The following is a 23,025-nucleotide window of genomic DNA, read 5'->3' on the forward strand; positions in this document are numbered from 1 at the left end:
TATTATTGGGGCGCTTCAACACTGTAAATATGATTGCTTTCTGTTTTATCAATAGTTTTTGATGTAATTCTTTCGCATAGTGAGTGTGAATCAAGTCTGTGATATTTTAATACTTCATGTGGAACACCACAAGCAGGGTAATCATCAAGTCCTATTTTTTCAAATCTATCGAATTTGATTCCATTTCTTACTAATTCGTAAAGGATTCTATCGCCTAAACCACCAAAGTTAGAATGGTCTTCGAGAACAAAAATATCATTAATACCTGAGCATACTTCAATAAGCCAATTGCTTTCAATTTTGTTAAGCCATGGCATATTCACAACTTTTAAAGAAAAACCATTTTGTGATAATATTTCCTGAGCACTAAGAATTTCATGAAGGATCACAGGACCATAAGCAAATACTAATGCATCATTTCCACTTGTCAAAACTGTTCCTTCGCCGAATTTAAAAGAGTAGTTTTCAGGAAGTTCAATTTTACGTGGAGATGGACCTATCACCATTCTCAAAGCGACATTTTCAGTTGCGTCGTTGACAGCATACCTTACTGCCAATCTCATTTCTAGCGAGTTGCAGGGCTGTATAACAGTCATATTCGGAATTGCACCAAGAAGGCTGATATCTCTTACACTTTGGTGCGATTTGCCGGGTCCGGCAGGTATCATCCCTGCAAAGTGTGTGGCATAAATTATTTTTGTATGCTCGCAGGCATTGTTGTAAATTTGCTCGTTTGCTCTTGATGTCAAAAATGATGCAAAAGAACTGACAACAGGTATCAGACCACAGCGAGCCAAACCACCTGCCATAGAAACCATATCCTGCTCAGCAATACCATTTTCAATAAATCTTTCAGGATATTTAAATTCAAATTTTCTCAATTTACAATCAGCCGATAGATCAGCATCCATTACAACTAAGTCTGACCTTTCATCGGCAAGATTGCATAATTCATCTCCGAAAGCATCTGTTATATATTCTCTGTAAGATAGGGGAGATTGCTTGTTAAATTCCTCATAGAAGGAAAATTTTATATCACCTAATCCAAGGCTTTGAGAAGTTTTATTAATTCGGCTTTTCAGCTCATTAACACCCGTTTCAAAATGCTCGTCGTCAGGAGCTCCCGAATGCCATTTGTAGAGCAATTCTCCATGCTCATCTTTGTTTCCCGATTCAAGGAATGATATGCCTGCACCTTTTACAGTATCAGCTATTATTAGCTTAGGTTTATCAGTTATCAATTTACTTGACCGTATAGCATTCTGAATTTCATCAAAATTATTTCCATTGATTCTCTGAACATTCCACCCAAATGCAAGTCCTTTTGCTGATAAATCCTCAATATTATTAATCGAGTCAACAAGTCTGTCAGTTTGAAACTTATTTCTATCAACAATTACTGTGATATTTGTGATTTTTTGATGTGAAGTTGATTGCATAGATTCGTAAATCTGTCCTTCCTGAAATTCGCCATCCCCTGTGAGCACAAATACTCTGCCTTCTGAACCGGAATATTTTTTTGCCCAGGCAAAACCTTTGCCTTTGGAAATTCCCATTCCAAGAGAGCCTGTATTAGATTCGATACCTTTTGTTTTTAAATCAGGATGTCCGTCCGGTCCGTCAATTCTTCGAAGACTCATAAGTTGTTTTTCATCAATAAATCCAAGTGCATAAAAAACAGCATAAAGTCCCGGTACATCGTGACCTTTTGATGAGAAGTAAATATCTCTATCAGGTGATTCCGTGCCGAGTTCTAAAATATTTAGCTCGTTCAGGTATAAATATACTACAATATCCATAGCACTGAAACTTGAACCAAGATGACCCGAACCTGCTTTTTTTACAGATACAAAGCAGTTGTAGCGACACATTGCCGCAAATAGTTCCGACTTTTGTTTTTGGGAAAGATTGGAATTTAATACTTTATCAAATTCTGTTTTTTTAATTATATCAAATTGCATTGTTAGTTATCCCGTTATTTTGTTTGTGAATATATTGAATTGTACCAAAATTTTCCATTATGAATTTTGTTAAATTCCTTTAGTTCTGGTTTGCGGTTGAGTAATTCGAGAATATCATTTAGATTAAAATATTCATTTTGAATTGACAATTCCTCATAAATTGCTTTTATAAAATCAAAATCCTCCGGATAATCAACTGTCAACCTTATTTCTTTAGAATAATCAAGACCGTTCTCCCATTCAATATTGGCAATCCTGAAAATATTCGAATTTTCCAATATATAAGGTGTTGTATGTTCTCTCTGGTGAGGAGATTTTGCTTCTATCCACATTCTTTCAAGTGCCTGAAATGACATAATTTCAACATCATTTCCATCGGGATGAGTCGGGGGATGAAGATTGCTGACATAATCATAATTTGGATGATTATTCATATAAAAGCCAACAACCTTATCTATTATCTCAGGGTCAATAAGTGGACAGTCTGATGGAATTTTAATCACGGCATCAGCATGCATCAACTTAGCTACTTGGTAGTGTCTGTCAAGAAGGTCATTTTCATCACCTCGAAAACATTTCAGTGATAATTCAGCAGACAAATTTTCGATTAGGTCATCGTTAGGATTTGTAGTAGTCGCTATAACAAAATCAGTTAAGTATTTAGATTTTAAAATTCTGCGTGCTTCAATTTCAAGCAGAGTTCTATTTGAAATCTCCTTTAAAACTTTTAAAGGAAATCTTGTTGACCCACAACGCGCCTGCATAACTGCAAGAATTATCATACCACACTTGCAACTAAATTTACAAAAGCATTTCTTATTGGCTTAAGTGGCTGAAATTTTAGTAAATTTGCTTTTTTTCTTTTTACTTTATTGCCTATTAATATCCTGCATTCATTAGCAATATTTACAGCTGAACTTCCACCATTCTGAAGGGGAGAAAGGCTTATTAATTCATCAATATCAATCTCTGATAATACTTCCTTGCCGAGTGCAATACCGGTATAAACAACTGTGGAATACTTCGTTATAAGTACATCACAATTTGCTATCATCTCATGAATATTTCCGCTTGAGTAAACAATTGCATCAGGTGCAAGTCTTTTAATTTCCCGGGTCGCACGCTCTACTTTTTCATTAGGATGAAGTTTGAAAATCAGCTGCCTTCCATCTGCTATTTTTATAGCATTTTTGATAAACTTACTTCTGTTTTCATATTTGAATGTTTCTCTTGCATCACTTGTAGCTACTAATACAAAGTTTCGATGCGGGAAGTTATTTTGAGTATAACTTTTGCAATTATCGTAGTTTGGTATTCCTGTCACTCTTATCTTTTCTGCTCTGACACCTTTTTTGATAAATTTTGCTTTATATCCTTCAGAGGCTACACAAAAAATATCATATTCATCGGAAAGTCCCATAACTGATGTAGATGCCAAGTATTGAGGGAATTTGAAATATTTAACAAGTAAATATCTTAAATCTTCCGGGTCAGTCATACCTTCCTGTACGTGGACTATTTTTGTATTTTTTATATTTCTTGGAATTATTAGATCTGTGCATGTAACAACTAAATCATAATCATTCGCTTTACCGTAGTAATCAATTTTGAGATTATTGTCCTGAAAATACTTTACAGTTGATTGTTTTATTGGTCCGCTAAGCGGTACAAAATTCAATAAATCTTTTTTTGCAAGAAAGTCAAGTAACCCATCTGCATACATGTGTGTGAAATAACAATCCATCTCAGATAATTCTCGGGAAATTGCATGTAGCATTGTAGTTGTATTCATCGTGCCACATATAAAAAGAACTTTTTTATTCTTAATTATAATATTATTGTGAATATTGTACTCAATCATTTTTGCTCCACTATATGACTACAAATAAAATACAAATGTAATGTTTTGGTGTGAAGATTAAATAAACTATAAGTTAATAGATGCAAGTATTTTATATTTTTAAATTATGTTCCTAATTATTAATTATATTAAACATTTAGATGATGTTTGTCATAACAAATATTTAATTCTAAACAAATATATTAACATAATATTCAGATTAAGATTGTTAATATCTCATTTCGACATTAATTGTAATGTCATTATTGTCAAGAATAAAACTGCACTCATCAAAATTTGGAAGTCGCATAAATAGTTTTACATTATTTGAAATTCCCCAACCCTCAGTAGGAAGTCCAAGGATATTTGTGTCCATCTTTTCATTTGCATTCTCATCATGATGCACCGAAAAGCAATATGTATCATAAGGTAAATCATTAAATGACAGCCGGCAAATACCATCCTTAATTTCTATGACTTGCCTTTTGTAGCACTGTAATGTTTTCTTAGGAAAAAAATCTTTTCTTTCACTATTATATAAATGTACTCTCACGAAGCCTGAGTCACTTTTTATGCCACTAACAACAATATTCAGATTACTTGATTTATTCTTTTTTGGAGATTCATTGTCATCTCCAATCAATGGTGAAAAAAAAAGTAAAAGCAAAGCAAAAATATATTCAATTCTCATATTAAGCCAGAAGTTTAATTCTTAAAAAAATATTTTCCAAACTATCTCTTTTCAATATTGCTTTATGGAACGAGGTTGTACCCATACGCTTGCTTACAACTCCGTCATAATCCAAGTATCTTCGGCTTCTTCTTTCGTCAAACCAGTAAACAAGAGAAATTTTGCCTTTATTGATTTCAATACCTGTAGCTCCACGCTTTCCGATTACGCTTCCAGAATTAAATAAGCATGGCACCATAAGTTTATTGTTATATATGCTATTACGCTGATTTGATTTGCGTTTTTCATCATACAGCTTATCAAGCTCGGTTTTATGGGCTTTTATCGTTTTTACCAAATTATCTCTGTTTCCATTCTTGTTTGCATGGAGTTCTGTCAAAAGAAGCTCGATTTTCATTTTCAGAGAATCAATTTTTGAATGAGATTCAAAAAGTGGTCTGTGAGTGTGACCAATTATTGATATAACTTTTTTTTCTGCTGAGAAATTATAAGCAATCTTTTCAGTAGTCAATTTTGATTCATCATCAATTGGTAAAGTCATATTTTTGTAACCAATAGGATTTAAAATATATCTGCCAAACATACTTGAAAGCCTGAAATAATCCTCGAAGAAATTTGTAGTCTGGTGGCCGTGATATACAAAAATTGTATTGCCATTATACTCAAGTCTTACTCCTTCAAAAAGGTTTAAACTATGCTCATCAAAAAAGTGCCTGTGTAAAGCAAAGTCATGATTACCAAATATCTTTATTAATCTGTCTTTTGACCTGAATTCGTTGAAAATATTAAAAACATCACCCCATGCATGAGTTATTTGCGACATTTTGAATTTATAAAGCTCTTCAATATCGCCGTTAAGTATTAGTTTGTAATTTCTTGGCAAATAATGACGGGTTAATATTTGCTTAAATAATTCTGAGTTTTGCTTGAAATCATCCTGATACCCACCGTTTCCGAGATGGACATCGCTGAATATTACATATTTATCTTCATCTGTAATAGAAATTTGTGGACAGCTTTCATAAAGCGTGTTTAATTTTTGAAATATAGTCTCTTTCTTCATTAATCATTTTGCAATTGTAAATTAAGAATTTACAAACTTATAACAATAGCTTGAATATTGAATAAAGATTTAATTAATCATAAGTTAAGAAAAAAAGTGTAATAATATATCTTTGCTATTGTAAATTATTAAAAAAGTGTTATTTTTAAATTTTAAAAATTTACTTATTGAACGATTTATGATTATTAAATATTGTCTCTTAAGTTTGTGTATATTACTAAGTGCACAAATATTGAAATCGCAAGGATTTGATGCCGGTTCAATATCCGGAAATGTGCAAATTGAGGCACAGTCTTATACACCTGACTCACTTATGGGAGCACCTGTCGTAGATGAAAAAATTCTATCTAATGCTTTTGTAAATTTAATTTACAGAAATCAAGGTGTGGAAATTGGTTTTCGATACGAAAATTATCTTAACCCAATTTTAGGATTTGATGCCAGATTAAAAGGTCAGGGTGTCCCTTACCGTTACATAACATATCGTGAAGATAAGTTCGAAATTACAGGTGGTGACTTCTATGAGCAATTCGGCAGCGGTTTGATTCTTCGTGCATATCAGGAAGTTGCTCTCGGCATTGATAACGCAATTGACGGATTCAGATTCAAGCTCCGTCCGGTTGATGGAGTTGAATTTACAGGTCTTATTGGGCAAAATCGTGTATTTTGGGCTAAGGGAGAAGGAATAATACGTGGTGGCAATTTGAATATCGAATTAAATGATTTGTTTCCTGAACTTATGCCTGAAAATTACAGATTCACTCTCGGCGGAAGTGTTGTGAGCAAATATCAACCTGATAGAGATATATTTCTAAAAATGCCTGAAAATGTACTTGCATACTCAGCTCGAGCCGGTGTGATTTCTAATGATTTTGCCATTGATGCTGAATATGCCTATAAATACAATGACCCCAATGCAACAAACAGACAAAAATATAATATTGGTCAGGGACTTATTGTAAAAAGCTCGTTTTATGGTGACGGAATAGGTGTTGCTCTCAATGCTCACTGGATTGATAATATGGATATGAGAAGTGACCGTAATGCCAGAGCTCAGGAATTATTCCTCAATTTCATTCCCCCTCTGACAAAGCAACATGCTTATGCTCTAACATCACTTTATCCATTAGCAACTCAATTTAATAATGAAGCTGGGATTCAGCTCGAAGTTACTTATCAGATACCTCGAGGTTCTGCTATTGGTGGCAAATATGGCACTATGTTGACTTTTAATTATTCTGATGTTTTTACGATTGACACAAACAATATTGATGAATTTACTTATAATTCGAAATTTCTTGGAATTGGTAATAAAAGATATTTTAGAGATATAAATCTTGAAATTTCAAGGAAATGGTCGAATAAGTTTAAAACAGATGCAACTTTACTCAATATTATTTATGACAGAGATGTAATGGAAAATGAGGGTGCACCTCTTTACGGTTCAGTATTTCAAAATGTAATTGTAATGGATGCTCAATATATGTTCGATAATGGTCATTCGTTAAGAGGAGAATTTCAACATTCATGGTCAGTTCAGGATTCTGCAATAATAGAGCCTGAAAATATGAATGGAAACTGGGCTCATCTTTTAGTTGAATATACTATTGCACCAAGCTGGTATTTTACTGTTTACGACCAGTTTAACTACGGTAATGATGACCCTGACAGACGGATACACTATATAAACGGTTCAATCGCCTATTTAACAGGTACAACGAGACTTCAGGTTGGATTTGGTAAACAAAGAGGCGGTATTATCTGTGTAGGAGGTATTTGTCGTGCAGTACCAGCCTCAAATGGTGTGTTTTTGTCACTGACGTCAACATTTTGACAAATTAAGGAGAATTATTTATGAATAAGATAAATTTTATATTTGCATTTTTTATCGCTTTTGCGATCATCGGATGTGATATTGTCGAGCCACCATATAGAAAAGGGGGCGACATCACTCCTGTTGACACAACAAAGAAGAAAGTATTGCTGGAAGATTTTACTGGTTTTCGCTGTGGAAATTGTCCAGAGGCAACTCATGTTGCTGAGATGATAGCTAATCAATATCCCGGAAGAGTTATAGTGATTGCTTTACATGCAGGTCCGCTTGCTGTACCAACTCCAATCAGACGCTATGATTTTCGCACTCAGGAGACAAATGAACTGGCTACTTTTTATGGTTTGATAGCCACACCTTATGGGTTAGTTAATCGCAGACAGTATGTTGGTCAGAATTTACTGGCACCAACGGCTTGGGGCGGATATGTTCAGGAACAGTTAAATGTTGACGCTGATTTAAAAATGTATTTAGAAACTGATTTTAATGAGAGTACACGTGAGATTTCACTTCAGGTTCAGCTTGAATATTTAAGGCAGGGCAATGTCAATCATAATCTTGCTGTTTACATACTTGAAGATAGTGTAGTTCAATATCAGCAGGATGACCGCCAACCTGCGATTCATATATCGGATTATGTACATAATCACGTAATGAGGGGTTCATTTACCGGAACTTGGGGACTTCCTGTTTCGGATGTTGCTGTATCGGCAGGCTCCAAACTTACAGTTCCCTTTAAATACACCATATCATCTGAAAGGGACTGGCGACCTTCAAAACTTAGTCTTGTGGCTTTTGTACATGACAATACTACTAAAGAAGTTATCCAGGTAGAGCAAATTAAGCTTTTTAAAGAATAAAATTACTTCTTATCCAATAGTTTTAATATTATATCCGGGTAGTTGGTTGCAATTGCCCGGATATTATGTTTTAAGACCTTGTTTAGAGTTGCTTCATCATTTACAGTATATACGCCTGTAAAAATATTATACCGTGTAACATCATCGTCCATCTCATCTGAAAGTTCGTTAACTGAGCAAATAAATGCCTCACAACCTGTATCATTTTGTATTTGAGATGGCAATCTGTTATCTCCGGGAATCTTAATTGCAGCTGTATAAATTGAGCTGTTAATTAATTTGATTTTTTTTAAAGCATCATGACTGAAAGAGCCAAAAATAGTATTCATCTGATAATTATTATTGAGAATCATATTTATTAGTTTTTCAACATTTTGATTGAACTTATTACCTGTATTGACCTTTATTTCAATCATCAGGTAGCATCGTCCTTTCAATAATTTAACCACATCCTCCAGAAGTGGGATATGCACCGAATCATAATTACTGGCTGAGGATTTACCAATTTTAAGATTTTTAATTTCATCATATTTAATTTCCGAGATCCTTTTATCAAAACCAGGTGGACAAAAATCATGGTAAACCACAGGAATATTATCTTCAGTAAACTGAATATCTAGTTCAACAATACTAACACCTGATTCTGCGGCATCATTGAAAGCGGCGAGGGTATTTTCCGTAATTGTTCCGGAAGACCCTCTGTGAGCTGCTACCATCAGCGATTTAGTCTGTTCGTATTCGTATAAAGATAGCATTGTCATTCTTCAAAAATTATAAACTAAAAAATATGCAAATATTTTCAAATAAAAAATATATATAATTGTAACGAATTAAATAAGATATTTGTGTTTAATAAAAAAAAGTGTTATTTTGTATTTAGTTTTTTTGCGATTTTTCAAAGAGGTTTAACATGCCTAATAAAGCGAAAGTTTCTGAAATAATGACCACAAATGTGTTCACTGTAAGTATTGATGACACAGTCCGGGATGCCGAACTCATAATGAAAAATGAGAAAGTCAGACATATACCTGTTCTTGAGGGAACAAAAATTGTTGGTATGATATGTGATGATAGAATCAGGGAGTACTCTTTAAGAAAAATTTATGACAGCGATCAGAATTTTGGAGAGGAAGCATTCAATAAAATTACCGACTTCGAGAAAATCATGAATGAAGTAACTCATGTAATTTATCCTGAAGACAGTGTTGCTAAAGCTGTAAAAATATTTGCTAAGCATAAAGTTAACTGCCTGCCGGTTGTGGACTGGGAGATGAATCTGGTAGGATTGATTACCAATACTGATTTGCTTCTATATTTCCACCAATTTCTTGAAGAATTAGAAAGCGTTCCTTAGTAGCTGGTTTTTTGAATGCTATTGATTAAATTTCGATTAATTAATAGAAAAGATATTTTTAATATGATAAATTAATTTTATAATTCAGCTAATTCCTCACTTAATTTATAATAATTGAGCGAGTTACTTAGTTTTAATGCTGCTCTGAGATATTCAGCCGATTTATCGGGGGTAGAATTTTTTGTATTGATTGCAATATTTGCAAGTGTAAGCAATCTTAGCTCTTGTGGCAATTCATTTGATAAATTTGCGGTTTTATCCAAATAGTAAAATACCTTTGGCATATTTCCTGTTTGTGAGAAGTATCCTGCAATAGTATTATAGGCAAGGCATTCCGATTGTACATTTTTGCTTATCTTGAGCATTTCATTGATTGAAAAAACCAAATCTTCAGCATTTTTCAGGTCTCGTACTTCACCTAAACATTTTAATTTAAGACAATTTAGTTGAATTCTCTCGCTTGAATTGAGTTCATTATCCAATTTGCTTAAGACATAATCAGTCTTATCAATCGCTGATTCAAATTTATTAGACAGAATATCTGAAGTAATTGATTTTACATAAAGTTTAAAATCAAGCAGCGAGTCATCGAAAGCGCTATCATTACCGGCATTATTGGAATCTGATACAGATGTTTCAACTTGTTCGGCATTAGAATAATTTCCTAACATTTGCATAAACTCAAGATTGTTCAGGTTATCGGTTTCATTATCAGTTTCAAATTCTCTGAACTGCTGAAATGCATTTTTCAAAGTATCAGGATTTCCATACTTTTGAGCATTTTTAGCTGATTCGAGAAGCATAGATTTGGCAGTTTCTCTATCGCCGGATTCGATGCTGTGAGCCGCTAAATATGGAGCGATATCTACTTTCAACGATTCGTTGTCAGTTTGTTCGTATCTTGTCTTCAGAAATGCCGCTATTTGCCCATGTAGGGCTGTGTATTCCTCATACTCGAGAGAATTTTCAAAGTAAGTATGATAAAATGCCTGAGAAAATTTGAAAACTGTAGTTTTTATGCCATAGCGATGCTCTGGTCCTATACTTTTAATAATACCGGTTTTAGTTTGTAATGATTTTAACTTTTTGATAGCTGTCAATACATCAGTATTCATAAGCTGTGAAACTACAACAGCGGTAAATTCCCGACCTTCAGAACTGCAAATGGCAAGAATATTTCTTTCTTCATCTGATAAAGTATCCAAATGCTGAGTAAAAACAGACTGCACTGTTGATGGAAGAAATTCATTACCTTTGAAATTCATCACTAAATTACCGGAATCATCAAATGGCGGGTATTTCTGGAAGTACTTCAAATATTCGGCGGCTACACCCGGCACTCCGTAAGAATGTTCAAAAATCCATTCTTCAAATTCATCTATATGCTTATAATTTTTAAAATATGATGCAGCAAGTTCGCTGATTTGAGCCTTTGAAAAGGAGTCGAGTTCTATTGAGGATACAGTCTTTCTATCCTTGTAATTCATAATGAAGGACATCAGCGGCATACCGTGCATTTCGAGTGTGCTGCGTTTATAGGCAAGAACCAAAACAATTGGAATATCAGCAAGGTTTTCTGCAAGCAGAGAAATCAGTTCAACAGATTGAGAGTCCGCCCAGTGCATATCATCCATAAAAAAAATAAATGGGAATTTATCGGCAAATGACTGTAAGGTGTCGTAATAATCAGCAGTTGCAGTACTAACTTTTTTCGCTTTCTCTGATGATTTCTCATTTTTGAACTGTCTCCAGTCACGACCGATTTCTTTCACAGCATAGAACACAGTATCAATCAGTGGAATCGAAGCAAGCAGAGTAAGCCCGACATTCTTGGCAAATCTTTTCTCAGGAGTTATATCATTTTTTTCTAGTAAATGCTCAATTGCTTTGGAAAATGGGTAGAGGGGCTGTAAATTGCCGACATTGAACTTGCCAATTGGTGATTGACCTTCAGCAAATACGGACCTAATGCCACTTGAGCCGGTTTTGTAAATATTATGATAATGATTTAATAAATATGTTTTACCAAATCCTGCCTCACCACTTATTATAATTATACTTCCGTTGCCGGATTTAGCATTATTTATGGCTTCATTTAAAATATTACCAAAATATTCATTACCAATCAAAACATTTTCTTCTGCCATGATTTGCCTTTTATTGATTTCCAATAACTAAATTCCGAACAAGTATGTGTTTTATTTCATTTCCATCGAAAGAGACTATTTTGGGCTCTTTAATCCACTCACCGATATTTATGTATTTGCCTGATTTATAATCCTGAATTGATGCCAAATGTCTGTGTCCCATTATAACATAATCAAATCCTTCATCAATTTTACTTTTTGCAAATTCAAATAGTGCGTCACCTTCTGAATAGTGCTTCTTCTGCGTATATTTCCGGCTTTCTTTTGAACTGCCTGAAGCCAAGCCAATTCCAGTATTTGGGTGTAGTTTCATATACAACTTCAAAGAAAGTGGGTTTCTCATCACTTTTTTTAGAAGCAAATATCCTTTGTCTGACGGGTCTTTGCCATCGCCGTGAGAGATGTAGAAGCGTTTGCCGTAATGCTCACGCTCTATATCGCCACTGTGAACCGGTATATTAAGCTCTTTTTCGAAGAAATCGAGATGACCAAAATCATGATTTCCCATCAAATATTCAATTTCGCAATGATTTTTCTTTAAGTCATAAAAAGCTGAAAGAATCCTGAAGAATTTCTTCGGGATTACAGTCTTATAATCAAACCAGTAATCGAATATATCTCCTACAAGATAAATTTTTTCAGCATTCTGCTTGATATTTCGGAGCATTGCAAGAAATAATTCTTGCATTTCAAGCTCTATATTATCGTCATAAACACCTAAATGAACATCAGAAATAAAATAAATCATTAATTGAAACCGATATATAAAAAACTTTTTAAATAATTGCTTTTGCCTTTTTTTTAAAAATATCTAATAATTGTCAATAATTAAAACTTTTTATTATGAATAAATTTTCTGAATACCTAAAAGTACGATTAAAAAATGATTTACCTGCAAAAATTTCTCATATAAAAATGACGCCGAAAATATTTCAGCGAAGTTTCAGGTCATTAGACGCTGCAGAAAATGCAAGAAAAAGTGCAGTAATGATAATTATGACAAACAATTCCGAGCCGGACATTCTTTTCACGCTAAGGAGCAGTAACATGCGTAGTCATAAGGGGCAAATAAGCTTCCCGGGTGGCAGGCTTGATGAAGGCGAATCACCGCTCGATGCTGCAAAAAGAGAAACTCACGAAGAAATCGGTCTCAATCCCGGGCTCCTTGATGTTGCAGGTAGTCTAAGTCCACTTTTTGTGCCGCCTTCAAATAATTTAATTATACCTTATGTAGGGTTTCTTGATAATTATCCCAACTTCAAACTCAGCATTGATGAAGTTGAAGAAACATTCTCTGTGAATATCAGGCATTTTACAGACTCGCAAAACTTAAAAATTACGAAAGAAATTCTTGAAGGTTATGAGGTTGATATCCCTTTTTGGGATGTTGGGAAGAAAACCCGTCTTTGGGGTGCAACTTCAATGATACTTCAGGAGTTGATTGATATATACAATGATTGGACAAACGCAAATCAGGTGTAAGAAAGCTCTGTAATTTTCTTGATTTTCCAGATGTATTCAAGTGTTTCATCTCTTTTCCTGAGCGGAATTTCAAGAAAGACTTTTTCTTTTGCTTGTCTTAAACTGACTCCTTCTGTCTGGTTGAGGTAATCCACAATATGAGGGAATACTTCATCATAATATTCTTTGAAATCAGAAGGAGGAAATTCGCAAACCAGTTTATTATGCTTAATTATCAATCTTGTAAATCCGGTAGTGAGAGCCGCAATTCTTAACCTCACAGCAAAAACCAGATTCTTTGCTGGCTTTGGCATTTTGCCGAACTTATCCTCAATTTCATTTACAATATCTTCCAGTTCAGATGTATTTTTTAGTGAGTACAATTTTTTGTAATACATAAATCTATCTGTATCGCCTTTGATATAATCAGGTGGGAAGAGAGCATCTTCATCTGTTTCGATGGCAATTTCCTCGTTGAGATATTTTGGTTTATCATCAATTGGACTTTCACCGAAAATATCTGAAAATTCAGAAACTTTGAGCTCATTAACAGCTTCGTCTAATACTTTTTGGTAGAGTTCAAAACCTATATCAATAATAAAACCGCTTTGCTCTGCACCAAGAAGATTACCTGCTCCGCGAATCTCCAAATCACGCATCGAAAGCTTAAATCCACTTCCAAGCTCTGTAAATTCTTCTATTGCCTGAAGCCTTTGGATTGACTTTTGCTGTAATTTGTGAGCAGGTGGAGCAAGAAGGTAGCAATATGCCTGTACATTTGACCTGCCGACACGTCCACGTAACTGATAAAGTTCAGCTAACCCGAAATTCTGGGCACGATTGATTATCATTGTATTTGCATTAGGAATATCTATGCCTGACTCAATAATTTTCGTAGCAACAAGAATGTCATATTTACCTTCGATAAACTCCTCCATTATTTCTTCCAAATCACTTGGCTTCATCTGTCCGTGTCCGACAGCTATATTCAGGTGTGGTAAATATGCTTTAATATCAGTGGCAATTTTTTGAATATCCTCAATTTTATCACTTACAAAAAATACTTGTCCGCCCCGCTCAATTTCAGTATTGATTGCCTGAATTATTATATCTTTATCCCATTCGATTATTTCGGTAATCACGGGAATTCTGTTTCTCGGGGGAGTTTCGATTAAACTCAAATCACGTGCACCCATAAGCGAGAAATTCAGGGTACGTGGTATTGGAGTTGCAGTAAGAGTAAGTGTGTCAACATTTGCTCTGAGCTGCCTTAGTTTCTCTTTGTGACCAACGCCAAAGCGGTGCTCTTCATCAACAACAAGTAGTCCTAAATTTTTAAATTCAATATCTTTGCTTAAAATTCTGTGAGTACCAATCAAAATATCAATTTTTCCTTGCTTTATCTTTTCGGTAATTTCGATTTGGTCTTTTCTTTTTCGGAATCTGGAAATTACATCAACATTAACAGGATATTTACTCAACCTGTCTTTGAATGACATAAAATGCTGCTGAGCAAGAATAGTCGTTGGAACCAGCACTGCTGCTTGCTTGCCGGATTGAACTGCTTTAAATGCTGCCCTAATTGCGACTTCAGTCTTTCCGAAACCGACATCACCACAGATTAACCTATCCATCGGTGAAGTACTTTCCATATCTGATTTTACATCTTCAGTAGCTGTAGCCTGATCCGGTGTATCCTCATATATAAATGATGCCTCAAATTCACTCTGCCAGGTTGTGTCAGGAGGAAAAGCGTATCCTTTTTGAGCTTTACGCTCTGCATAAAGTTTAATTAAATCGCGTGCAATATCTTTAAGGCGTTTCTTAGTGCGTGCTTTTCTGCGAAGCCAGTCGGTGGAACCCAACTTAGACAGTATAGGTGCAGCGCCATCTTGTGCTGAATACTTGCTTAATTTCCCTATATAATTCAAATGAACATATAGCATATCGCCGTCTGCAAACCTGACCCGTGCACAGTCCTGCATAGAATCGCCAATTTTTATTGTCTGGAATCCATCAAATATACCGATACCTTTATCTTCGTGGACTACATAATCACCTATTCTAAGCTCCTGCAGTTCTTTGAGAGTCAGACTCTTGCTTTTTCCGGAACGCTTGGAATCATAAATCCTGTGACGCTCAAAAACTTCATGCTCGGTGAAGTATGCCGCTTTTAATTCATCTGAAATGAAACCTTTTGAAAGTGATTCGCTATCCCAATTTACTACTTTGTCAAGTATTTCATCATTTAAAACAAAATTTGTATTATCTTCTGACTCACTTATATCTGCTACTGTGGATTTTATAAGCTGCTTAAATCTGTCAAGATGTATCTTGCCTTCACAAGAAAGAAATATTTTGAAATTTTCAAGTGATAATCTATTTATCTCATTTGCCAGAATCTTCACAGCTCCGTTGAATGAAGGTTGATTTACTGAATTAATCCCTGATTTTGAACTACCAACAGGATTTAGTATTAATGATTTTACATTCTTGCCACTAATATTCTCAAGAATTTCGCTTGGGTTAACATTATCATCAAAAAATAAAATTGTGTCTGAATCAATATAATCATAAGCTGTTTTGTCATCTTCGAGGCTATCTGAATCTATAAACATACTGTCAAGGAATTCAACAGAGTCAAATTCTCGGATACTTCGTTGGGATAGAACTTCAAATTCCCGGATTGAATCAATGTCATTACCCCAAAATTCTATTCTGAGCGGATTTGTCCAGCCAATAGGGTAGAGGTCAATAATGCCGCCTCTTACAGCAATTTGTCCTTGCCCACTGATATAATCCATTCTTTCGAAACCATTTAAAACCAGACTTTTAATAAAAGAATCATAATCTGTATTATCACCTTTTGAAATTTTTCTGTAATGTCCTTCAATTTTTTGGTTTGATGGTATTTTATGATAGAACATTTCAGGTTGACAAATCAAAATATTTGAATCATTTCTGCTGAATGAGATAAGACCTTCGATTAAGCTGTCGAGCATACTGCCTGTATTGCTGACTTTGCTTCTCAGGCTTGCCTGAGGCTCTTTAATTAGGTTAAGATTGCCGGTAAAACCGTATAGTTTAATATCATGAAATACATCATCAAGTCTTGAAATATTATTCGATATAAAGATAGTATTACCTGCCAAATCTTCACTAATTGACAATATAAGCAAAGAAATCAATGAGCCGGCAGAGTTTTTTAAATGAACTTCATTTTCTGTGCTGATTTGAGATAGCAAACTCTTGTAAGAATCATTTTTTTTAATTAGCTTTAGAATTGTACCGAGATTTTTATTCATAGAAATTAAATCAAATTAACTATTATTTATTGATGAACAAACCAAATTTATTATTGAAATATTCAGCATCTTCCGGTTTTACTCTGACTTTGAAAGTGATACCTTCATCAGTGTCAATACGCTCAGTAATTTCAGCGCATTTATACAGAAGTGCTATCATTTCCATACGGTCATAGGGAAGTCTGAACTCGACTTCTTTGCTGTGCTCATTATAAACATCCTGCATTTTATCGAGCAAAGCAGTGATATTCATGTTCTTCTTGGCTGAAATAAATATTGAATTTTCATATTCATTTTTTATTGAATTCAATCCGATATATTCATCCATTAAATCAACTTTGTTAAGAACCAGCATCGTCGGTTTCTCGAAAATTTTCAGAGAATCAAGTGTGGCTTCAACAACTTTAATCTGGTCGCGAAAATATGGATGCGAAACGTCAACGACATGAATTATGACATCTGCTTCAGCAGCTTCAGCAAGTGTGCTTCTGAATGATGCAACAAGATGCGTCGGGAGTTTTCTGATGAATCCTACAGTATCGGATATCAACGCTTCCATACCCGCAGGCAGAAGAAATTGGCGGACAGTTGTATCAAGAGTAGCAAATAATTTATCTTCAACATAAACTTCTGCTTGAGTAAGTACATTCATCAGTGTAGATTTACCTGCATTTGTATATCCAACAAGTGCAAACCTTGGAAATTTAGACCTGTTACGACGCTGAATTTCTTTATTTCTTGAAATATCGTCCAGCTTGTCCTTCAGCATTTGAATTCTTTGCTTTACCATTCTCCTGTCGGTTTCAATCTGAGTTTCACCCGGACCTTTAGTGCCGATACCACCAAATTGCTTTGACAAGTGAGTCCACATTCTCGTGAGTCTGGGCATCATATACTGGAGCTGAGCTAACTCTACCTGAGTTTTGGCTTCATTTGTTCTTGCATGATTTGCAAATATATCAAGAATAATTCCGCTTCGGTCAATAACTTTTATTTCAAAAATTTTCTCGAGATTTCTGAGCTGTACAGGAGATAAATCTTCATCAAATATTGCAAGATTAATTGAGTTTTCTTTTACGAATTCTTTAATTTCCTCAGCTTTTCCGGAGCCTATCATTGTTACGACTGAAGGTTTGGCAAGCTCCTGTACAAATCGTTCAATAATCTCAGCTCCGGCAGTTTCTGCAAGGAATTCGAGCTCATTAAGATGCTCGTTAGTAATCTCGCGGTCAGAACCTTTTTTTACAACTGAAACAACAATTGCTCTTTCTCTTAAAATGGTATTGTCTATCAAATTTATCCAAAAAACAGTGAATATATTTCCAATTTTTAAATGACGATTTAACTGTATATTTAGCATTGAAAAAAATAAACTAAATAAATTACAATTATTTGTGAAAAAATCGTTTGTATATGAAAAAATTTTATTATATTTGTTTTATTGTATAAGTGTATGAGGAAAATAAGATGCAAATAGAAGGCTTAAATTATCAGTCTCCTGAATTCACAAGACCTGTGGAGCCGGTGAATAATACTGAAGAGCTTGAAAAACAGAATCCGAATATTCAGCAGAATATTCAGGAACAGGTAGTTAGAGATGCTACTCAGACTCCAACAACTCCAACAGCACAGAATACTCAGGTACTTGCTACGGTACAGGGTGCTGCGACTCTTCAGTCAACTGCACAGCAACAGATCAGACAAGGATTTCTTGATATTAAAATATAGTAAATTTGACAATTTTGAAACTAAAGAAAAACGCAGAGAAGTTCATTGAACTTCTCTGCGTTTTTTTTACATCTTCAATTTTCCGATGGAATTTAAAATTTCTGCCAATTCTGTTGGTTTATTTGTTCCTATCAGCAATTTTTTATTATCATTGAACACCAGTTGCAAACCTTGATTTCCGGATGTATTAAACGCTCTGTTTTGCTGAAAGCCGCGCAAACCCCAACCGCCATATTCTACAATTGGTCTGTATTCACGGACATAAGATTTGCTGATTATATTCCATGGATAAAATTTGAACTCAAGGTGAAATGGGAAAAGCCTGACGTAGATACCGCTTTTTTCAATTCTCGTATCCAGTTTTACAACAGCAATTAATAATGTAAACAGAAATGTAACTGATGTAATAATAATCAGCCCGACATCGCTTGCAGGGTTATTGCCAACAGGATTACCATAATATAGCTGCTGAATCAAAGCCCATACGGAGAAAGCATTTAATCCTATTATAAAAGCCCAAATCCATATTTGTGTAAATCTCTGCTTTTCTGTGTATATTATTTCGCTGCTCATATTATTCTCCGATTTATCAATATTAAATAATCTCACCACATTTACAATTACGAAATGGAATTTAAAAATGTTTCAAAATAATGCTGATTATTAAAAAAAATCATAATTACTTGATTTACAGCATTTAATTTATTATTTTTATATTAATGAAAGTTGTTATTAACTAAAAATACTAAAAATTGTCGGATAATCAAGAAAATAATTCTTACGAGCAAGACCAGCAATTCCTTGAAAGACTGCAGTTTATCAAGGGTGTTGGTCCGAAAAGGGCTGCGGCGTTAGTTAAAGAAGGTCTTAAGACATCTTATGACCTGCTTACATATTTTCCAAGGGCATATATTGACAGAAGCGGTGCAAACTCTATTAAGCAGGCATCATTCTTTTTATTCAAACAAAATGAATTAGAAAGTTCTCAGACAATATCTGATTTTTCACTCTCGCCTGAAATAACTATCATTGGTCGAATTATATCAATTCACGAAAGAGCATTCGGTAAAAGCAGGAAAATGTTGAAGATTGTCCTATCTGATGGTAGTGGAGTTGCAGCAAGTATCATTTTCTGGAATAGAATTCAATCCTTCAAAAATTTTTACAAAGAAGGAATGATACTCGCTGTCAGCGGAAAACCTCAACAAGACAAATTCAATTCAATTTCATTTACTCATCCGGAAATTGATGTCATTGATGCTGAAGAAGAAGATATTTACAAATCCGGTGGAATTATTCCCAAATACCGCATAAGCGAAAATATGGCAAGTGCTGCTATTGCACTGAAAACAATGCGTGTAATAATGAGAAATATAATTAATGAAGATTTGAAATTTGTTACTGAAAATCTTCCTAATGAAATTTTGAGTAATTACGGACTTCCTGACATTAGAGAAACTATTAAAAACTTACATTTTCCCGAATCAAAAGAAAAACTTGAAAGTGCCAGATTTCGAGTGAAATTTGAAGAAATATTTTATTTTCTGCTTAGAATAGAACTTGGGAGATTGAACATAAAAATTACCGAACAAGGAATTGTTATAAACCCAAAGAGTAAACTGGCTCGACAATTATATGATTCACTTGGTTTTGAACTTACATCTGACCAAAAGAAATTTTTGAGGGATGTTGCTGAGGATATGTCAGGTGGAAAGCCTATGAACCGCCTTTTGCAGGGTGACGTTGGTTCAGGAAAAACAATCGTGGCTTTGCTTTCTATCCTGATGGTTGTTGATAGTGGATATCAGTGCTGCTTTATGGCTCCTACCGAAATATTAGCGGAACAGCATTTCAAAACAATATCAAAATATTTAGAGCCATTTGGTGTTGAAGTTGCTCAGCTTGTTGGCGGGCAAAAAACCAGAGTCAGAAATTATACTTTGGAAAAGATCATGAGTGGCTCAGCCAGTGTAATTGTAGGAACTCATGCTTTATTCCAAAGTGAGATTGAATATAACAAATTAGGTTTGATTGTAATTGATGAGCAACATAGATTTGGCGTAGAACAAAGAGCAGATTTGATTAAACTTAGCCAAAAATCTCATGGAGGTCAGAGGATAGTCCCGCACGTTCTGGTTATGAGTGCTACACCAATACCGAGAACTCTTACAATGACGGTTTACGGTGATTTAGATGTCTCAATAATCAAAACAATGCCTAAAAATCGTAAACCAATACTGACAAAAGTAATATTCGACAGTCAGCTGGAGGAGGTTTTTACTTTCCTTCGTAATGAAATTACAAAAGGCAGGCAAGGCTTTGTAGTTTATCCTCTTGTTGAAAAATCGGATAAAATTGAGTTCAAGGCTGCTACAGAGCATTTTGAACACTTAAGAACAGAAATTTTTCCTGATTTGAAACTTGGACTTCTGCATGGTCAGATGTTCTGGTACGAAAAAGATGAGGCAATGCAATCTTTCCTTGCTAAAGAGTATGACATTTTGGTAGCCACGACTGTCATAGAAGTCGGAATTGATATTCCCAATGCTTCAGTTATGGTAATAGAAGACGCAGAAAGATTCGGGCTCTCTCAGCTTCATCAGCTGAGAGGCAGAGTGGGAAGAGGTGCTGAGCAGTCATACTGTTTCTTGATTACCAAGGATAAATTTAAGTATAAAATGAAATCCGGAGGTAATGATGAATCCGAAAGAACTGCCGCTATAGTTCGTCTAAAAACAATGGAGGAAACTTCTGATGGATTCAAAATCTCTGAAGTTGACTTAAAACTACGTGGTCCGGGTGATGTTCTTGGTACTCGTCAATCGGGACTTCCTGATTTCAAATATCTGGATTTAATCAACGACCATGATATAATTGCAGAAGCAAAACAAGCAGCGGCTGATATAATATCCACTGATCCAAAGCTTAATATGAAGAAAAACGAAATTCTCCGAAATGAACTTTATAAGAGATTTGGCAGAGATAAATCATTTCTGAATATCGCTTGAGAATTATCTTGTATATCAGAACTCATCAAGTTCTTCGGCTATTTGTTGTAGTTTGTTGATTTCTGCATACTTGCCATTAAGTGCAATAAGTTCTTCGTGAGTACCTTCTTCTGCTACACCTCCCAAATCAAGCACAATTATTTTATCAGCATTCTTAACTGAAGATAATCTGTGTGAGATTATTATTGTAGTACGGTTTTTCATAAATTCTTTCAGCTCCCTGAGAACAAAATCTTCTGTACCGGTATCTACTGCCGAAAGTGAATCGTCAAGAATAAGAATTTTTGGGTCTTTTAGCAGTGCTCGGGCTATAGATACGCGTTGTCTCTGTCCACCGGAAAGAGTTACACCTCGCTCACCGAGCATAGTCTGAAATTCATCTTTGAATGTCTTAACTTCTTCAATCAACTTACATTTTCTTGAGGCATCGATAATGTCATCCATACTTGCATTTTGATTGCCAAATCTCAGATTGTTTTCAATAGTATCTGAAAAAAGGAATGAGGATTGCGGCACAAATCCAACTACAGACCTCAAGCTTTCAATGCTGTAAGATTTTATTTTTTTGCCATCAATTAATATATCACCTTCAGTAACATCGAATAAGCGGGTAATAAGATTAACCAAACTGGTTTTGCCGCTTCCGACACTACCAACTATCCCGAGTGTCATACCTGCATCTATCTTAAATGATACGTTCTTAAGAGCGTAGGGGAGACCATCGCCATACTTGAGTGATACATTCTGAAACTCTATATTTCCTTCAGGAATCAGGCTTTCAGTATCTGTTTCCACATCATCAAAAATGGTTGATTTTTGCTCCATCAGACCTCCAAGCCTGGAGGCTGATGCAGAGCCACGCTGAACAAGATTTGTTATCCAACCTATTGCTGCCACGGGCCAGATAAGAAGTTCAAGATAAATGAAAAATTGAGTTAATTCACCAAGTGTAGCACTTCCTTTAATTACCTGATACCCGCCATAAGCCAGGACCCCGAGCTGTGAAAGACCAACAAGAACCATCAAAACGGGCATCATAATTGCTTCAAGGCGGGCAAGGCGAAGATTTTTAAGTAAATATTCTCTGCTCAGTTTAGCAAATCTTAAGTTCTCAAAAGCTTCACGTGTATAAGCGCGAATAACTCTGACGCCTGATATTGATTCCTGAGCCTGAGTTGTCAATCCTGCAAACTGGGCTTGTACATCCTTAAATGCAATATGAATTTTTTTACCTATTAAATAGGTCACATAGGCAACAATTGGAAGCGGGAGCAACCCAACTATTGCTATCATTGGGTCAAGGCTGAACATAAAGTATAAAGCAAATGAAAATGTAGTGATTGTATTAGCAGAGTACATTATCGCCGGTCCGAGAAATTCGCGGGCAGCAGGGATATCGTTGGTTGCATAAGCCATCAAATTTCCGGTCGGATTCTTGTGGAAAAATGTAGAGGATTGTACTTTGATAGAGTCGAACATGTCATGACGAAGATCATATTCAATTTCTCTTGATGCTACAATTATAGTTCTACGAGTCCAAAACATGAAAAATCCACTAAAAAATACTAATATGAGAATTTTTCCGATTTCAGTTGTCAGGTTTTCCATAGTAAAATTGCCTGAACTGATTGTATCTATTGCTCCTCCTACAATTCTCGGAACATAAGTTGAAGCTAAATTTGAGATAGTTACAAACAGAAAACCAAGTAATAATTTGTTCTTATATTTTAATAAATAGGGATAGAGTCTTATTAATTCTTTCATCTGAAAATTTTG

At 34.9% G+C, this 23,025-nt stretch carries 18 protein-coding genes; 6 read left to right on the top strand and 12 right to left on the bottom strand.

What is annotated here, in order from left to right:
* Positions 1-2: 2 nt before the first annotated feature.
* The 5 genes from KF896_01630 to KF896_01650 form a co-directional block, all read right to left on the bottom strand.
* Positions 3-1,961 carry a 1-deoxy-D-xylulose-5-phosphate synthase gene (locus KF896_01630; GenBank protein MBX3042393.1) on the bottom strand — a complete coding sequence of 653 codons (1,959 nt, stop codon included), beginning with the start codon at positions 1,959-1,961 and terminating at the stop codon, positions 3-5.
* 14 nt (positions 1,962-1,975) lie between these two features.
* Entirely contained in the window at positions 1,976-2,743 is a 768-nt protein-coding gene (locus KF896_01635) for a glycosyltransferase family protein (GenBank protein MBX3042394.1), read from the bottom strand.
* A complete protein-coding gene (locus tag KF896_01640) occupies positions 2,740-3,822 on the bottom strand; it encodes a hypothetical protein (GenBank protein ID MBX3042395.1) in 1,083 nt (360 codons plus the stop codon). The genes KF896_01635 and KF896_01640 overlap by 4 nt, the downstream gene beginning before the upstream one ends.
* A 208-nt stretch (positions 3,823-4,030) precedes the next feature.
* The gene (locus tag KF896_01645; GenBank protein ID MBX3042396.1) at positions 4,031-4,492 is read right to left on the bottom strand and encodes a DUF2141 domain-containing protein; all 462 of its coding nucleotides are present in this window, start codon (positions 4,490-4,492) and stop codon (positions 4,031-4,033) included.
* Between the two features lies 1 nt (position 4,493).
* Positions 4,494-5,555 carry a metallophosphoesterase family protein gene (locus KF896_01650; GenBank protein ID MBX3042397.1) on the bottom strand — a complete coding sequence of 354 codons (1,062 nt, stop codon included), beginning with the start codon at positions 5,553-5,555 and terminating at the stop codon, positions 4,494-4,496.
* 232 nt (positions 5,556-5,787) lie between these two features.
* On the opposite strand from KF896_01650, the gene KF896_01655 reads away from it, so the two are divergent.
* Positions 5,788-7,389 carry a hypothetical protein gene (locus tag KF896_01655; GenBank protein ID MBX3042398.1) on the top strand — a complete coding sequence of 534 codons (1,602 nt, stop codon included), beginning with the start codon at positions 5,788-5,790 and terminating at the stop codon, positions 7,387-7,389.
* Positions 7,390-7,409: 20 nt separating this feature from the next.
* The gene (locus tag KF896_01660) at positions 7,410-8,246 is read left to right on the top strand and encodes an Omp28 family outer membrane lipoprotein (GenBank protein ID MBX3042399.1); all 837 of its coding nucleotides are present in this window, start codon (positions 7,410-7,412) and stop codon (positions 8,244-8,246) included.
* Between the two features lie 2 nt (positions 8,247-8,248).
* On the opposite strand, the gene KF896_01665 is transcribed toward KF896_01660, so the two are convergent.
* Entirely contained in the window at positions 8,249-9,001 is a 753-nt protein-coding gene (locus KF896_01665) for a glycerophosphodiester phosphodiesterase (protein ID MBX3042400.1), read from the bottom strand.
* 155 nt (positions 9,002-9,156) lie between these two features.
* Between KF896_01665 and KF896_01670 the strand changes: the two genes are divergently transcribed.
* Positions 9,157-9,600: a CBS domain-containing protein gene (locus KF896_01670; protein MBX3042401.1), complete on the top strand. Its 444-nt coding sequence runs from the start codon at positions 9,157-9,159 to the stop codon at positions 9,598-9,600.
* 77 nt (positions 9,601-9,677) lie between these two features.
* Here KF896_01670 and KF896_01675 read toward each other — a convergent pair whose 3' ends face one another.
* Both KF896_01675 and KF896_01680 read right to left on the bottom strand, forming a co-directional pair.
* A complete protein-coding gene (locus KF896_01675) occupies positions 9,678-11,747 on the bottom strand; it encodes an AAA family ATPase (GenBank protein MBX3042402.1) in 2,070 nt (689 codons plus the stop codon).
* 10 nt (positions 11,748-11,757) lie between these two features.
* Positions 11,758-12,495, bottom strand: a complete 738-nt coding sequence (locus KF896_01680) for a UDP-2,3-diacylglucosamine diphosphatase (protein ID MBX3042403.1) — start codon at positions 12,493-12,495, stop codon at positions 11,758-11,760.
* Positions 12,496-12,590: 95 nt separating this feature from the next.
* Between KF896_01680 and KF896_01685 the strand changes: the two genes are divergently transcribed.
* Complete coding sequence (locus KF896_01685; GenBank protein MBX3042404.1) at positions 12,591-13,229, top strand: CoA pyrophosphatase; 639 nt, start codon at positions 12,591-12,593, stop codon at positions 13,227-13,229.
* On the opposite strand, the gene mfd is transcribed toward KF896_01685, so the two are convergent.
* Together mfd and hflX are read right to left on the bottom strand one after the other, a co-directional pair.
* Complete coding sequence (gene mfd / locus KF896_01690; protein ID MBX3042405.1) at positions 13,220-16,513, bottom strand: transcription-repair coupling factor; 3,294 nt, start codon at positions 16,511-16,513, stop codon at positions 13,220-13,222. The two genes, KF896_01685 and mfd, sit on opposite strands and share 10 nt — an antisense overlap.
* A gap of 22 nt (positions 16,514-16,535) precedes the next feature.
* Positions 16,536-17,873: a GTPase HflX gene (gene hflX / locus KF896_01695; protein ID MBX3042406.1), complete on the bottom strand. Its 1,338-nt coding sequence runs from the start codon at positions 17,871-17,873 to the stop codon at positions 16,536-16,538.
* Positions 17,874-17,980: 107 nt separating this feature from the next.
* Here hflX and KF896_01700 point away from each other — a divergent pair, with 107 nt between their 5' ends.
* Positions 17,981-18,241, top strand: coding sequence for a hypothetical protein (locus KF896_01700; GenBank protein ID MBX3042407.1), 261 nt, complete (start codon positions 17,981-17,983; stop codon positions 18,239-18,241).
* A gap of 66 nt (positions 18,242-18,307) precedes the next feature.
* On the opposite strand, the gene KF896_01705 is transcribed toward KF896_01700, so the two are convergent.
* Entirely contained in the window at positions 18,308-18,814 is a 507-nt protein-coding gene (locus tag KF896_01705) for a hypothetical protein (protein MBX3042408.1), read from the bottom strand.
* A gap of 179 nt (positions 18,815-18,993) precedes the next feature.
* Here KF896_01705 and recG point away from each other — a divergent pair, with 179 nt between their 5' ends.
* Entirely contained in the window at positions 18,994-21,249 is a 2,256-nt protein-coding gene (gene recG / locus KF896_01710) for an ATP-dependent DNA helicase RecG (protein MBX3042409.1), read from the top strand.
* Between the two features lie 15 nt (positions 21,250-21,264).
* Here recG and KF896_01715 read toward each other — a convergent pair whose 3' ends face one another.
* Complete coding sequence (locus KF896_01715; protein ID MBX3042410.1) at positions 21,265-23,013, bottom strand: ABC transporter ATP-binding protein; 1,749 nt, start codon at positions 23,011-23,013, stop codon at positions 21,265-21,267.
* Positions 23,014-23,025 lie beyond the last annotated feature (12 nt).

The sequence above is a fragment of the Ignavibacteriota bacterium genome, assembly GCA_019637995.1.
Lineage (GTDB): Bacteria > Bacteroidota > Ignavibacteria > Kapaibacteriales > UBA2268 > JANJTB01.

Excerpts from the sequence above, each read along its gene's own strand:
- KF896_01630 (MBX3042393.1), bottom strand. The coding sequence starts at position 1,961 with ATGCAATTTGATATAATTAAAAAAACAGAATTTGATAAAGTATTAAAT.
- KF896_01635 (MBX3042394.1), bottom strand. The coding sequence starts at position 2,743 with ATGATAATTCTTGCAGTTATGCAGGCGCGTTGTGGGTCAACAAGATTT.
- KF896_01640 (MBX3042395.1), bottom strand. The coding sequence starts at position 3,822 with ATGATTGAGTACAATATTCACAATAATATTATAATTAAGAATAAAAAA.
- KF896_01645 (MBX3042396.1), bottom strand. The coding sequence starts at position 4,492 with ATGAGAATTGAATATATTTTTGCTTTGCTTTTACTTTTTTTTTCACCA.
- KF896_01650 (MBX3042397.1), bottom strand. The coding sequence starts at position 5,555 with ATGAAGAAAGAGACTATATTTCAAAAATTAAACACGCTTTATGAAAGC.
- KF896_01660 (MBX3042399.1), top strand. The coding sequence starts at position 7,410 with ATGAATAAGATAAATTTTATATTTGCATTTTTTATCGCTTTTGCGATC.
- KF896_01665 (MBX3042400.1), bottom strand. The coding sequence starts at position 9,001 with ATGCTATCTTTATACGAATACGAACAGACTAAATCGCTGATGGTAGCA.
- KF896_01670 (MBX3042401.1), top strand. The coding sequence starts at position 9,157 with ATGCCTAATAAAGCGAAAGTTTCTGAAATAATGACCACAAATGTGTTC.
- KF896_01675 (MBX3042402.1), bottom strand. The coding sequence starts at position 11,747 with ATGGCAGAAGAAAATGTTTTGATTGGTAATGAATATTTTGGTAATATT.
- KF896_01680 (MBX3042403.1), bottom strand. The coding sequence starts at position 12,495 with ATGATTTATTTTATTTCTGATGTTCATTTAGGTGTTTATGACGATAAT.
- KF896_01685 (MBX3042404.1), top strand. The coding sequence starts at position 12,591 with ATGAATAAATTTTCTGAATACCTAAAAGTACGATTAAAAAATGATTTA.
- mfd (MBX3042405.1), bottom strand. The coding sequence starts at position 16,513 with ATGAATAAAAATCTCGGTACAATTCTAAAGCTAATTAAAAAAAATGAT.
- hflX (MBX3042406.1), bottom strand. The coding sequence starts at position 17,873 with ATGCTAAATATACAGTTAAATCGTCATTTAAAAATTGGAAATATATTC.
- KF896_01700 (MBX3042407.1), top strand. The coding sequence starts at position 17,981 with ATGCAAATAGAAGGCTTAAATTATCAGTCTCCTGAATTCACAAGACCT.
- KF896_01705 (MBX3042408.1), bottom strand. The coding sequence starts at position 18,814 with ATGAGCAGCGAAATAATATACACAGAAAAGCAGAGATTTACACAAATA.
- KF896_01715 (MBX3042410.1), bottom strand. The coding sequence starts at position 23,013 with ATGAAAGAATTAATAAGACTCTATCCCTATTTATTAAAATATAAGAAC.